This window comes from Frondihabitans sp. PhB161, from assembly GCF_003814635.1.
Classification (GTDB): Bacteria; Actinomycetota; Actinomycetes; order Actinomycetales; family Microbacteriaceae; genus Frondihabitans.
This window is the reverse complement of the sequence record NZ_RKQW01000001.1, coordinates 665,353-678,722: the sequence shown is the minus strand read 5'-3', so window position 1 is coordinate 678,722 and position 13,370 is coordinate 665,353. Positions and strand designations below refer to the sequence as shown.

At 69.6% G+C, this 13,370-nt stretch carries 11 protein-coding genes; 7 read left to right on the top strand and 4 right to left on the bottom strand.

Annotated elements, in window-relative coordinates:
• Positions 1-35: 35 nt before the first annotated feature.
• Both EDF39_RS03335 and EDF39_RS03330 read right to left on the bottom strand, forming a co-directional pair.
• Positions 36-755, bottom strand: a complete 720-nt coding sequence (locus tag EDF39_RS03335) for an FAD-binding oxidoreductase (protein ID WP_233572946.1) — start codon at positions 753-755, stop codon at positions 36-38.
• A 37-nt stretch (positions 756-792) separates the two neighbouring features.
• A complete protein-coding gene (locus EDF39_RS03330; protein ID WP_055961509.1) occupies positions 793-1,371 on the bottom strand; it encodes a molybdopterin-dependent oxidoreductase in 579 nt (192 codons plus the stop codon).
• Between the two features lie 83 nt (positions 1,372-1,454).
• On the opposite strand from EDF39_RS03330, the gene EDF39_RS03325 reads away from it, so the two are divergent.
• The gene (locus EDF39_RS03325; protein ID WP_123940472.1) at positions 1,455-2,702 is read left to right on the top strand and encodes a mannosyltransferase family protein; all 1,248 of its coding nucleotides are present in this window, start codon (positions 1,455-1,457) and stop codon (positions 2,700-2,702) included.
• Positions 2,703-2,833: 131 nt separating this feature from the next.
• Here EDF39_RS03325 and EDF39_RS03320 read toward each other — a convergent pair whose 3' ends face one another.
• On the bottom strand, positions 2,834-3,334 hold the full coding sequence (locus EDF39_RS03320; protein ID WP_123940470.1) for a MarR family winged helix-turn-helix transcriptional regulator: 501 nt from the start codon (positions 3,332-3,334) through the stop codon (positions 2,834-2,836).
• A gap of 40 nt (positions 3,335-3,374) precedes the next feature.
• Here EDF39_RS03320 and EDF39_RS03315 point away from each other — a divergent pair, with 40 nt between their 5' ends.
• The 3 genes from EDF39_RS03315 to EDF39_RS03305 all read left to right on the top strand — a co-directional run bounded on the left by EDF39_RS03315 (position 3,375) and on the right by EDF39_RS03305 (position 8,770).
• The gene (locus EDF39_RS03315; protein WP_123940468.1) at positions 3,375-4,589 is read left to right on the top strand and encodes a multidrug effflux MFS transporter; all 1,215 of its coding nucleotides are present in this window, start codon (positions 3,375-3,377) and stop codon (positions 4,587-4,589) included.
• A gap of 152 nt (positions 4,590-4,741) precedes the next feature.
• The gene (locus EDF39_RS03310; protein ID WP_123940466.1) at positions 4,742-5,809 is read left to right on the top strand and encodes a glycoside hydrolase family 6 protein; all 1,068 of its coding nucleotides are present in this window, start codon (positions 4,742-4,744) and stop codon (positions 5,807-5,809) included.
• A 165-nt stretch (positions 5,810-5,974) separates the two neighbouring features.
• Positions 5,975-8,770, top strand: coding sequence for a hypothetical protein (locus EDF39_RS03305; protein ID WP_123940464.1), 2,796 nt, complete (start codon positions 5,975-5,977; stop codon positions 8,768-8,770).
• Positions 8,771-8,794: 24 nt separating this feature from the next.
• Here EDF39_RS03305 and EDF39_RS03300 read toward each other — a convergent pair whose 3' ends face one another.
• On the bottom strand, positions 8,795-10,309 hold the full coding sequence (locus EDF39_RS03300) for a cryptochrome/photolyase family protein (RefSeq protein ID WP_123940462.1): 1,515 nt from the start codon (positions 10,307-10,309) through the stop codon (positions 8,795-8,797).
• A gap of 53 nt (positions 10,310-10,362) precedes the next feature.
• Here EDF39_RS03300 and EDF39_RS03295 point away from each other — a divergent pair, with 53 nt between their 5' ends.
• The 3 genes from EDF39_RS03295 (at position 10,363) to EDF39_RS03285 (ending at position 13,195) form a co-directional block, all read left to right on the top strand.
• Positions 10,363-10,716 carry an SdpI family protein gene (locus EDF39_RS03295; protein ID WP_123940460.1) on the top strand — a complete coding sequence of 118 codons (354 nt, stop codon included), beginning with the start codon at positions 10,363-10,365 and terminating at the stop codon, positions 10,714-10,716.
• Positions 10,717-10,811: 95 nt separating this feature from the next.
• The gene (locus EDF39_RS03290) at positions 10,812-11,390 is read left to right on the top strand and encodes a PadR family transcriptional regulator (RefSeq protein WP_199726128.1); all 579 of its coding nucleotides are present in this window, start codon (positions 10,812-10,814) and stop codon (positions 11,388-11,390) included.
• Positions 11,391-11,470: 80 nt separating this feature from the next.
• On the top strand, positions 11,471-13,195 hold the full coding sequence (locus EDF39_RS03285) for an MFS transporter (protein ID WP_123940458.1): 1,725 nt from the start codon (positions 11,471-11,473) through the stop codon (positions 13,193-13,195).
• The last annotated feature ends 175 nt before the right edge of the window (positions 13,196-13,370 follow it).

Below are 13,370 nucleotides of genomic sequence, written 5' to 3'. Positions count from 1 at the left end.
GGCGGCAAATGGCGGCACTCGGGGCACCTGGCGGGCTAGACCCCGCCGAAGCGTTCGGTGCGGATCGTCGCCGGGTCGTGGCCGAGCCCGACCAGCGCCTCCGACACCGCGGCGACGAACCCGTTCGGGCCGCAGACGTAGAACGAGGCGCCGGCGCTGGGCGGAAAGACGAGCGACGCGAGACGCTCGGCGTCGAGGCGGCCGATCGTCGTGGTGACGCCCTCGGGTGCGCGACGGGTCCAGACCCGGGCGACCGAGAAGGATCCTGACCGCTCCCGCTCGGCCAACTCGTCACGGTAGTACTCGGCCTCGGGATCGCGCAGCGAGTAGAGCAGCCGGAACGGCGCGGTGCCGGCACCGGCCGAGCGCACCCGGAGCATGGCCATGAGTGGCGCGACTCCCGACCCGCCGGCGATCAACTGCACCGGCTCGGGCTGGGCGTCGTGCCAGACGAACCAGCCGCCGATCGGCCCGCGGATCTCAAGGGGGTCGCCCGGTTCGAGTCCGCCGACGAGGTACGGGGAGACCTCGCCGTCGGGAAGCTCCTCGACGGTGAGCTCGACCTCGTCGTCGGCGAGGGGCGAGACGAGAGGCGGCCCGCCGGGAACGGCCGAGAGCGAATACGACCGCACAGCCTGGTAGCCGTCGTCGGCAGTCAGGCGCACGTCGACGTGCTGGCCAGCAACGACTGGGCCGAGGCCCTCCACCCGGAGCCGGATGCTGCGCGCCGTCGAGGTCTCGTCACGAGCGCCCACGCACACGGCTGGGCGCCACGCGTTCGTCACTCGGCCGTCACGAGTAGCGCTCTTCCTTCCACGGGTCGCCGTGCGCGTGGTAGCCGAGCCCCTCCCAGAAACCGGGCGTATTCACCGGCATCGTCTGAATGCCCTGCACCCACTTCGCGCTCTTCCAGAAATACAGGTGCGGCACGAAGAGGCGGGCCGGGCCGCCGTGCTCGCTGCGGAGAGGCTCCCCCTCGAACTCGTGCACGATCCAGGCCTTGCCGCCGAGCAGGTCGGCGAGCGGCAGATTGGTCGTGTAGCCGCCATAGCTGCGGGCCATCGCGAACTCGTGCGTCGTCTCGAGGCCGTCGAAGAGGGTGTCGAGCGAGACGCCCCGCCAGTTCGTGCCGAGCTTCGACCAGCTCGTGACGCAGTGGATGTCGGTCGCGATCGTCTCCTGCGGCAGAGCGAGAAAGTCGTCCCACGAGAGCGACTTCGCGCCATTCTCGGTCGCGATCTGCAGCTCCCAGCGCTTGATCTGAGGGTCGGGGCCGGTCGCGAGAACCGGAAAGCCCTTCTCCAGATACTGACCCGGCGGGAGCGCAGGATCCGCGCGACGCCTGCTGGCAAAACCGGTGAATCCGACCACGGCGCCTCCTCAGCCCAAGCCTTCAGCATGGCACCGCTCGCTCGTGAGTGAAAGGCGCGCGCTCCACCTGCCTACAATCACTTGTGCTGGCACAGGAACCCGTCGCGGTCGAAGCCGCGTCGATCGCACCCGCCGCAGCTCCCTCCCGACTCCTGGCCGCGGCCCAGCGGATGCCGTTGTGGGTGGCCGTAGTCGTCATCTACGCCATCTCCCGGGTCTTCTCCACGGCACTGATGTTCGTGCTGTACCGGATCGCCGCCTCCGACCCCGGTCACTACGGCAACGGCTACGTCGACGCGGGCCCGACGGGCGGCCTGATCGGCTTTCTGAACGTCTGGGATGCCCGCTTCTACACGAGCATCGCCGAGCACGGCTACCCGCAGCAGCTCCCCGTCGATGCGGCCGGCGCCGTCCAGTCGAATGCGTGGGCGTTCCTCCCGGTCTTCCCCTGGACCAACCGGCTCATCGCGCAACTCACCGGATGGGAGACCGGCACGGTCGCCGTGCTCGTGGCGACGGTCTTCGGCGGGCTCGCGGCGGTCATGCTCCACAAGTTCCTGAGGCTCCGCGTCGACGCGCTCGGAGCTCTCTGGGGAACGACGTTCTTCTGCTTCGGCGCAATGGGATTCATCCTGCAGACCGGCTACGCCGAGAGCATGTTTTTATTCTTCCTGTTCGCCGGGATGTGGGCGTTGATGAAGCGCCGCTACGGGATCCTCACGTGGTGCGGAGTGCTCGGATCCTTCACTCGCCCCGGAGCGGTCGCCCTCGCCCTCGCCCTGCTGATCGTCGTCGTGTACCGCTTCGTCAAGCACCGCGACGAGTTCCCGAGAGCCGAACGCGTGATCGCCGTGCTCAGCGGCCTGGCGATTGCCGCGGCGGGTCTGGCGTGGCCGTTCATCGCCGCCGCCTTCACCGGTCGAGGCGACGCCTACCTCGAGACCGAGATGTCGTGGTGGACCGACATGATCGGCTACAAGCCGCCCTTCATCCCTCTCACACCGTGGTTCTTGATGACCGTGCACTGGCTCGGCATTCTGGGCGCGGTCGTTGCGCTGGCGATCGTCGCACTCTGGTTCTGGGGAATGAACAAACCGTCGCTCCGTCGACTCGGGCTCGACGTGAGGGCCTTCTTAACGTCGTACGCGCTCTACCTGTTCGCCGTGTTCCTGCCGCAGTGGAGTCTGCCGAGGCTGATCATGCCGCTCGCCCCGGTGCTCGCCGTCGACAGCGTCACCCACCACCGCGCGATCCGGCGGCTCATGCTGGCCTCGGGCATGGGGTTGCAGATCACGGCCGCGGTGACGCTGTGGCTGACCGGGCCGCCGTAGCCGCTCGTTCGGCGCCTGCTGCAAATTCGAAGGAGAAACCGGCACGCCACCCCGGCCGATCGCGATGAAACCGTCGGCCGCCGCAGGTTTTTCCTTCAAATTCGGAGCGGGGGTGCGGAGCGGGGCCGCCCTCAGGATCCCTCGGGGCGGCTCTCGAACCCGGCCGACGCCTGCCGCTGGTGCGCGATGCCCTCCTCGACGAGGTCGAGCACGGCCAGCGTCCGCTCGACATCCCCAGCTGTCGGGTGCGACCCGTCGGCCGCGGCCACGGCGCTGAGCATGGTCTCGGCGCGACCGTCTTGCAGGCGCGCGAGATTCGCGTCGGCCTTGACCGTGTGCCAGAGCTGGATGCGGCGGGCGTCGTCCGGGTCGGCTCGACGCTCGACCAGGCCGTGCGCTTCGAGGGCACGGAGAGCGGAGCTCAGGTTGCTGCGCTGGAGCCCCGTTCCGGCCGCGACGGCACTCGGGCTCGACCCGGGGTTGCGGTGGATGAAGCGGATGACGTTCTGCTCGGAGCCGACGAGGTGTATCACATCGTCGGGAAGACCGTGGGTCTGGAGCTCGCGGGCGATGACCAGAATGCGGTCGGCGATCTCCGCCCAGGTGGACGCGTCGACGGATCCGGAAGTCATGCTTACACACTAGCCGTCGTTCCTTTATAGTTCTATAACTATGACTACCACCGCCACGATCGCGCAGCCCACGGGCCACAAGGGATTGACCCCGGGTCTCCTCGTCGTCCTCGCCCTCCTCTCCGCCCTCGCCCCCTTCGGCACCGACCTCTACCTCTCGGCGTTCCCGGTGATGACCCGCGAACTCGACACGAGCGCCACGGCCGTGCAGCTCTCGCTGACCGCGTTCCTCATCGGCATCGCGATCGGCCAGCTCGTCTTCGGGCCCCTCTCCGACCGCTTCGGACGACTCCGTCCCCTCCTCATTGGCGCCGTGATCTGCATCGCCGCCAGCGCGGTCGCGGCGCTCGCCCCGACCATCGGGATCCTCATCGCCGCACGACTCGCGCAGGGACTGACCGGTGCGGCCGGCATGGTGATCGGACGCGCGATCATCTCCGACCTCGCCGTCGGCAAGGCCGCCGCGAAGGCGTTCAGCCTCATGATGATCGTCGGCGGAGTCGCCCCGGTCGTCGCACCGCTCGTCGGGAGCCTGCTCGTGTCGAGCATCGGGTGGCGCGGGATCCTCTGGGTCGTCTTCGGGATCGTGGCCGTCAGTGCGATCGCGGTCGCGGCAGTGGTGCGGGAGTCGCACACGCCCGAGCGGAGAGCGGCCGCGGTGTCGGCGGCGGCGGCCGGATCCTCGGGTCTTCGCGATCTCCGCTCGCGCGTCTTTGTCGGCAACACGCTGGCGTTCGCCTTCGCGTTCGCCGTCATGATGGCCTACATCTCGGCCTCGCCGTTCGTCTATCAGACCATGATCGGGCTGTCGGCACCCCAGTACGGCCTCCTGTTCGGGCTCAACGCGGTCGGGCTCGTCGCAATGAGCGCGATCTCGGCCAAGCTCGCCGCGACCCGGCCCGAGCGGTCGCTGGTCGGGGTGGGTCTCGCGCTGATCCTGGTGGCGACGCTGGCCATTCTCGCGCTGGTGTTGCTCGGCGCCCCCACGGCATGGCTGCCCGTGCCGCTCTTCGTCGCGGTCACGAGCCTCGGCCTCGTGCTCGGAAACGCCACAGCCCTGGCCCTCTCCGCAGTTCCGCGAGCAGCCGGAACCGGCTCAGCCGTGCTCGGAGCGCTCCAGTTCGCCCTCGCGGCGCTCGTCTCGCCGCTCGTCGGGCTCGGCGGCGAGCACACCGCGCTGCCGCTGGCCGTCGTGATGGTGGCCGCTGCCGTGATCGCCGTCGCCTCTTTCGCACTCGCGGCTCGGCGGCGCTGAGACCTCGGAATCGACGGGTTTTCGCCCCGGCGGGACGTCGAATTCGAGGTCTCGCCGGGCGGCGACGATTGCCCTGGGCGAAGGGGGCGTGGTGGACTAGAGGCGCGTGCGAAGCAGGGCGCCCACCGAACCTCTTCGCCGATCGGGGCCCGATGACTCATCGCACCACACGACCGCACCTCAGGCGCCGCTCGCGCCACCCGCACCGCACACGCCCCCTCGCCGTCGCCGCGATCGCCGCGGGGCTGGCCCTCCTTGCCAGCGCCTGCACAGCGGGCCAGCCGAGCCCCGAGCCCACCCCGGAACGCAGCACGAAGGCCCCCGTGACGATCCAGAACGAACCCACGTCGATGATCTTCGAGGGCGGCCTCTACCGCGAAAAAGACAGCCTTGCGGCTCGCGCGGCGGAGAGCCTCCGCGACAAGGGCAACGATCGTGCCGCAGCAGCCGCCGACGAGATCGCGCAGACGCCGGTCGCGATGTGGCTCGGTGACCAGTACAGCGTCGCGAAGGTGAAGAAGGTCGTGAGCGCGAACGTGAAAGCGGCCGAAGCCGAGGGCACCACCCCGGTGTTCGTGCTCTACGCGATCCCGAACCGCGACTGCGGCGACTACTCCGCCGGCGGCTGGAGCGCCGAGGAGTACCCGATCTGGACGCAGGCGATCGCCGACACCCTCGATGGCCACCGCGCGGCCGTGCTCATCGAGCCCGACTCGCTCGCGATGCTGAGCAACTGCCCCGATGAGACCGACCGGCGACTCCCCCTCATCAAGAAGACCGTCGAGCAGTTGAAGGCCGCGAAGATCCCGGCCTACCTCGACGCCGGCAACTCGAACTGGGTGCAGCCCGACGTGATCGCCGATCGGCTCGACAAGGCCGGCATCGAAGACGCCCGCGGCTTCTTCACCAACGTCGCCAGCTTCTATGGGGTCGACGACGAACGCGCCTTCGCCGAGAAGGTGTCGGCACTGACCGGCGACTCGCACTACGTGATCGACGTCTCGCGCAACGGCCAGGGCTGGAAGGGCACCTGGTGCAACCCCGACGGCGCAGGGCTCGGCCAGCAGCCGCACGCCACCGACGGCACCACCGGGCTCGACGCACTGCTCTGGGTGAAGACCCCCGGCATCAGCGACGGCAACTGCAACGGCGGGCCCGACGCCGGCGTGTGGTTCGCGTCGTACGCCGAGCGTCTCGTCCGCAACGCGGCCGGGAGCTGAGCGCCCTCGACCGAAGCCGGAGCGGCGAACCGCAGGATCCTGCGCTCCGTGCTCCGGTCAGCGTTCGATCGCACCGTAAAGTGCTCGCGCCGCTGCCGCTCGGTGCCCTAGTGTGACCGGCGGGGGACGCGCTGGCGCTCCCCCTGCTTGCACGAGGGGACGATCATGGGTCGAACGACGACAATTCGCACACCGTTGCGGGGCCGACTGCTCGGCGCCGCCGCCGTCGCCTGCGTGCTGGCCCTGGCGGGCACCGCGCTCGCCACTCCGGCGCATGCCGCCGCGGGTGCGCCCGTGGCCGAGGGCTCCGACTGGACGGTCACCAAGACGGCGGGCGGCTACGAGGTCAAGCTCGACGTCGACTCGCCGGTGCCCCTGCGCGGAGCCGCCCCCGTGCTGAAGGTCGACGGTCAGACGGTCGGCATTGCCGCCGAGAGCCTCGACCGGCGTCAGCTGACCGTGACCACCACCGATCCCGCCGCCGCGAGCGCGCAATCGGTCGAGCTCGGCTGGTCGAGCGACTCCGACGCGTCGTCTACCGGTGCCGCGGCTGCCGATGCGACCCCCCTCGTCACCCCCGACAACAAGCCGACACCGCTCTCGACCGACCCGGCGGCCACCGGGCAGTACACCGTCGCTCGCGCCGACTACGACCTCGGCGACGAGGCCGTCACCCTCCGCGGATTCGGCGGTCGCAAGGGCGAGATGCGCGCGGCGGTCTTCGTGCCCACGGATGCCCCCGGCAAGCGCCCGGTCGTCGTGTTCCTGCACGGTCGCCACGAAGCCTGCGTCGGGGGTCTCCCCAGCGAGCAGGCGTGGCCGTGCACGCGACACCAGACCGAGATTCCGAGCTACCTCGGCTACAACTCGGCGGCCAACGCGCTGGCGAGCAACGGCTACGTGGTCGTCTCGATCTCGGCGAATGCCATCAACGCCCTCGACGGCTCACTCGCCGACGACGGCGGAGCGGTCGCCCGCGGCCAGCTCGTGCTCGACCACCTCGACCTCCTCAAGCGCGCCGACGCCGGCACGGCCCCCGGCCTGTCGCCCCTGCTCGCCGGAAAGCTCGACCTGAACGACGTCGGCCTCATGGGGCACTCGCGCGGCGGCGACGGCGTCGTCCGCGCGGCGCTGCTCAACCAGCAGCGCGCCACCCCGTTCGGGATCAAGGCCGTCCTCCCCCTCGCCCCGACCGACTTCGGGCGGATGACCCTTCCCGCAACGAACATGGCCGTGGTGCTCCCCTACTGCGACGGCGACGTCTCCGATCTGCAGGGGCAGCACTTCTACGACGACTCCCGGACGGCCTTCGGCGACGACGTGCTGCGCTCCTCCGTGCTGGTCATGGGCGCCGACCACAACTTCTTCAACTCGATCTGGACGCCCAGCAAGTACAAGCTGGCGTCGTCCGACGACTGGTACGACGACGAAGACGCGGTCTGCGGGGCGAAGTCGGCTACGACCACGCGCCTGTCGGCGGATCGCCAGTCGGCGGTCGGCACCACCCTGATCAGCGGATTCTTCCGCCTCACCCTCGGCGGCGACCAGCGGTTCCTGCCGATGTTCGATGGAAGCAACCGCCAGCCGGCGAGCATCGGCGACGCCGACCTGCGAGTGTCGGCCTCGCTCCCGGGTGCGACCCGGCGCGATCTCGCCCTCTTCACCACGAAGGATCCTTCGGTGACGACTTCTGGTGACATCACCGCCGTCACCTGCGCGAGCGCGATGGGGTACGGCGCAGCGCCGGCCCTGCCCGCCTGCGTCGACGGCTACGTGACGACGGTGCCCGACTTCACCGAGGCCTACCTGGCACCGTCGGTGCCGTCGACCCCGTCGCTGCACGTCGTCCCGAAGGCGAAGAAGACCGGCGGTGAGGTGCACGTGCCCGTCGCTGCGGCCGCTCGCGACTTCTCAGGCTTCTCGACACTCTCGCTGCGACTCACTCCCGACGATAAGGCGACCAAGGCCGCCGACGTCTCGATCAGCCTGCACGACGCCGCCGGAAAGGTGTCGACCAGGCGCCTCTCCGACTTCAGCGACGCCGGACAGGTGCTGCCGGGGAGCTCCAGTGCGCCACGCAAGACCCTGCTGCAGCAGGCGCGGATCCCCCTCTCGGCCTTCGCGACCGCTGGTACGGGCGCCGGCGCCGGCGCCGTCGATCTCACCGCCGTGACCGAGGTCACCATCGACGTGCCTGCCAAGAACGGCGGGATCCTTCTCAGCGACCTGTCGCTGCTGCCCACCCCGACCCTCGGCACTCCGGGCGGTACGACGCGGGTCGCAGCCAGCCTGGCGAACCGCACCATCGACGAGGGCAACGGGCGCGCCAGCGCCAAAGCCGCGATTGTCTTGTCGAAGCCGGCGGTTTCGGCCGGGGCCGTCTACTTCGACCTCGACTACGCCTACGACGACCGAGTCGCCGCGGTGATGCAGAAGGTCACGTTCCAGCCCGGGCAGACCTGCAAGGCCGTCAGCATCCCCCTGCTGGGCGACAAGAAGGCGTCCAATCAGCCCCTTACCGGCTACGGCATGACCCTCAGCAACACGCAGGGTGGCGTGATCATCGGCGACTCGATCGGCCAGCTGACCGTCCGCGAAGACGACGGAGTGATCACCGACAAGGGTCGCCCGGTCGCGTCGGCCCCGGCCGTCGGCAAAGCCGGCGACCCCTGCGCGGAGGCCCAGGCCCCGGCGACGACGATCAGCGCGAGCCCGGCGACGGTCACGCCCGGCAAAGCGGTGGCCCTCAGCGCATCCGGGTTCCGGGTGGGTGAGCGCGTGAAGGCGACGCTCGACGGACGCGTCGTCCTGCAGACGATCACGGCCAGCTCGAAGGGCACGATCCGCTTTCCAGTGACGAAGACGGCCAGCCTCAAGGCGGGCAAGCACCTGCTGACGGCGACCGGATACGGGTCGGCGCACCGGGCGGCGGGGTCGTTCACCGTGGCGGCGAAGAAGTAGGCGGGGCCGGGGCCGCACTCCGACCTAGAGCGGCGGCCGCTCCCGCTCCTGCGCCACGACGGCCTCGCGGTCGGCGAGACCCCGCAGCCCGGCCAACGGCTGAGCCATGCGGTGGTTCGTCGCCAACCGCGCCTGGTTCCGGTCGAGAAACGCCCAATACCCGGCCGTGAACGGGCACGCATCCTCGCCCAGCCGCTTCGTCGGCGAGAATCGGCAGCCGCCGCAGTAGTCCGTCATCCGGTTGATGTACGCGCCACCCGAGGCATACGGCTTCGTCGCGACGATGCCGCCGTCGGCGTGCTGCGACATGCCCACGACGTTGGCCGGCATCACCCAGGGCGTGCCGTCGACGAACATGTCGACGAACCAGTCGTTGAGCGCCTTCGGGTCGTAGCCGCGCTGCAGGGCCCAGTTGCCGAGCACCATCAGCCGCTGGATGTGATGCGCCCAGCCGTGCTCGCGAACCCCGTCGATGGCATGGTGCAGGCAGTTCGCCTCGATCGCGTCCGGGGTGAGCGTGGTGAACGCCTCCGGCAGCGGCTCGTGCGCCTCCAGCGCGTTGTTGCCGGTGGTGTAGCCCTCGCCGAGATACCAGTAGAGGTGCCACACGTAGTCGCGCCAGCCGGCGACCTGCCGCACGAACCCCTCGACGCTCGCGAGCGGGGCGTTGCCGTTCGCGTGCTCGGCTGCGACCCGCTCGACGACGGCTCGCGGATCGAGCAACCCCAGGTTGAGCGGCGCACTCAGCAGCGAGTGCGCCATCGTCCAGTCGCCGGTCAGCGTGGCATCTTCGAACGGCCCGAAGTCGCCGAGCCTCGACTCGACGAAGTCATCGAGCGCGAGGGTCGCCTCCGACTCGGTGACTGCGAACCGGCGTGGTCCGTCGGCCCCGACCAGTGTCACGCTCCCCTCGGCCTGCCAGCGGTCGAGGTCGCTGCGCACCTCGTCATCGATGTCGTCTTCGGTCGGCCACCACGGATCCGGCAGACCCAGCGTGACGGCGTTCTTCGGCGGAGCGGCCCGGTTGTCGTGGTCATAGTTCCACTGCCCGCCGACGGGCTGGTCGCCCTCCATCAGCAGCCCGGTGCGCTCCCGCACGGTCCGATAGAAATCTTCCAGCAGGATCCTGGAGCCCGGTTTGCGCGCATCTGCCCACTCTCGGAAGACGCTCTCGTCGGTGACGAAGCCGCGGGAGACCAGGATCCTGCACCCCACGTTCCGCACGAAGCGCCTCGCCGCGTACGAGGTCGGGTCGATCACCTCGAGGTCGGCGTTGTCGAAGCCCGCCTCGGTGCGCGCGGCCAACGCCTCGTCGTAGCTGTCGACGCGGTGGTACTCGCAGCGATCGCCGAGTTCGCGGGCGCGGTGCCGCATCGCCGAGAGCAGCAGGTGCGCCTTGGCCCGGTGGATCAGACGGCCCGAGATCAGCGACTTCGCTTCGATCAGAAGGATCCGGCCGCCGTCGTCGAACAGCGAGCCGAGTTGGCCTGTGAAGAGCCAGCGGGTGGGGGCCTCCGGAGGCGCGTCGTGCTCGAGCATGCGGTGGACAGTACCCGCCCGCCGTCGTCTCGTACCGGCTCTAGGCTTGGCGGGTGATCGTCGCCGCCATCGTCCTCTTCGTCGCCGCCCTCCTGATCGTCGGCGTGACCGTTGCCGCCACCGGCGGGCTCCTCCCGATCAACAGCATCGCCGGCATCCGCTACCGCTACTTCATGGCGTCCGAGAGCGCCTGGCAGGCCGGGCACCACGCCGCGCTGCTGCCGGTGACGATCGGCGGCGTCATCATGGCCGCGGGCGGCATCGTGCTGTTGCTACGGCCCGCGACGCCCGAGTTCTTCGTCGTCGCGGTGATCGTGCTCTTCCTGGTGTTCGCGGCGTGGGGTGTGATCCGCGGCAACCGTGCGGCGCTCGACACGATCGCCGCCGAGCACGTCGACGAGGCGTGAGACCTCGAATTCGACGGCTTTCAGGCCGCCTCGCCCGTCACTTCTGAGGTTTCACGCGGCTTGACAAGAACCACTAGTCACGCGAGAGTAGTCGCGTGTCCTCCATCCGCCTGTTCATCCTCGACGCGTTCGCGCGCTACGGAGAGATGCACGGGCACCAGCTCCGCCTGCAGGCCGAGCAGGAGCGCATCGCGCTGTGGACCGACATCAGCGTCGGGGCACTCTACGGCGCCCTCAAGCGGCTGGCGGCCGACGAGCTGCTGACCGAGGTCCGGACCGAGCGCGAAGGCCACTTCCCCGAGCGCCAGGTCTACGCCATCACCGACCGGGGTCGTGACGTCCTCGCCACGTTGCACCGGTCGACCCTTCTCGAGGTCTCGCCGAAGCCCGACCCGTTCGACCTGGCACTCGCCCGCCTCGACCGTGAGCGCCTCGACGAACTGCCGCGTACGATCCAGAAGCGCGTCGACGCGTACGAGCGCCTGCTCGACGAGACCGTCGCGAACAACGAGCGGGCCCGACAGTGGCTCACGGTCGGCGAGGAGTTCGTGATCGCCCACGGTGAGCACCGGCTCCGCTCGGAGATCGACTGGCTCCACAAACTGCAGAAGCATCTTCCGGCAATCGTCGACGACGAACGCGCGCGGGTCGAGCCCGACCGCGCCACCTCTTAACCCCTCCCCACACCCCGCAACCCCCGCACCAGTACCGGCCGCTCAGGCCCCTACCGGACTGCGGCACGAAAGGCCCGATCATGACCACCGCGACCGCAGCGGCCTCCAAGCCCAGCGCACCGCCCATTTCGAAGACGGCGTGGCGATCCCTCGTCGTCCTCCTCATGGGCATGTTCATCGCCCTGCTCGACACGACCATCGTCAACGTCGCGCTCCCCACCATCCGCACCTCGCTCGACGCCTCAGAGTCGACGATCTCGTGGATCATCTCGGGCTATGCGCTCGCGTTCGGTCTCGCGCTGATCCCGGCCGGCCGTATCGGCGATCGCATCGGCCACAAGTGGGTGTTCTTCACCGGCATCGCCCTGTTCACCGTCGCGTCGTTCGCGTGTGGAATCGCGCAGACCGACGAGCAGCTCGTCGTCTTCCGCGTGATCCAGGGGCTCGCCGGCGGCATCTACGTTCCGGCCGTGACCGCGTTCATCCAGATCCTCTTTCCGCCGCAGTCCCGCGGCAAGGCCTTCGCGATCATGGGCAGCGTCATCGGCGTCTCGTCGGCGCTCGGCCCCATCGTCGGAGGTCTGCTGATCCAGGCGTTCGGCGACACCGATGGCTGGCGGACCGTCTTCTACGTCAACCTGCCCATCGGCGCAGCGACCCTGATCTTCGCTGCGATCTGGCTGCCGAAGCGCGACAAGAGCGCCCCGCGCCCTCCGGCCGGCCTCGACTGGTTCGGCGTGATCCTCGTCTCGGCCGCCCTCGTCGCCCTCCTCGTGCCGCTCATCCAGGGCCAGGACGCCGGATGGCCGCTCTGGACCTACCTCACCCTCGCCGGCGGCGTCGTACTCCTCGCCCTGTTCGGCCTCTGGGAGGTCCGGGTCGCCCGCCGCGACGGCTCGCCTCTCGTGCCGCCGTCGCTGTTCAAGCACCCTCAGTTCACCGGCGGGCTGATCCTCGCGCTGGTCTACTTCGCGGCCTTCACCAGCATCTTCTTCACGATCTCGCTGCTTTGGCAGACCGGCCTCCAGCACTCGGCGCTCGAGTCCGGCGCCGTCACGATCCCCTTCGCGGTCGGGTCGATCCTCGGATCCTCGCAGAGCAACCGTCTCTCGCAGCGCCTCGGTCGCACCGTCCTCATCGTGGGAACGGCCCTCGTCGCGATCGGCCTCATCTGGATCTGGCTTCTGCTGCTGAACGTCACCGGCACCGACCTCTCGCACTGGATGCTCCTCGCGCCGCTCGCCATCGCCGGTATCGGCAACGGGCTCTTCATCGCGCCGAACGCCCAGTTCATCGTCGCGACAGTGGACCGCAAAGACGCAGGATCCGGCTCGGCCGTGATCGCAGCCATCCAACGCATCGGCTCCGCCGTCGGCATCGCCATCATCGGCTCGGTGTTGTTCGGTGGCATCGTCACCCCGAAGCCGGGCCCCAACGCCGGTGCCGAGTTCGCGGCCGGGTTCACCACCGCGTCGGCGCACGCGATGATGGTCAGCGCGATCTTCGCCGTGGCCGCCTTCGTGCTGGTGTTCGCACTGCCGAAGCGCGTCGGGTTCGGCGGAGCGCCAGCCGGCGCGAAGCCCGGTGCCGGTGCTGGTGCAGGTGCAGGCGACAAGCCGGGTGCTGGCGAGGCTGGCCGTGCTGACGCGCACGGCAGTGCTGGCGCGCACGGCGCCCACGCGGCCGATCCCGAGCACCCGGCCGAGCCGATCCACGCCGGGCACGGGGCCCACGCCGCGGCGCCCGCGACGACGCACGGCTCGCATGCGGCCGACGTCGAGCCCGACGCCGAGCCGAAGGCCTGACCCGCTCGGCGAGAGTGCACAAAACGGCCCCCGAGTCTGGCTCGGGGGCCGTTTTCTGCACTCTCGTAGCGCTAGGCCGGGCCGTCAGCCGACAAAACAGGTCAGACCACGCGCGAGACAGGCCAATAAAAGCCGAATTCGTAGACTGAGGGCCCGAGCGTGTTCAAAACGCTGG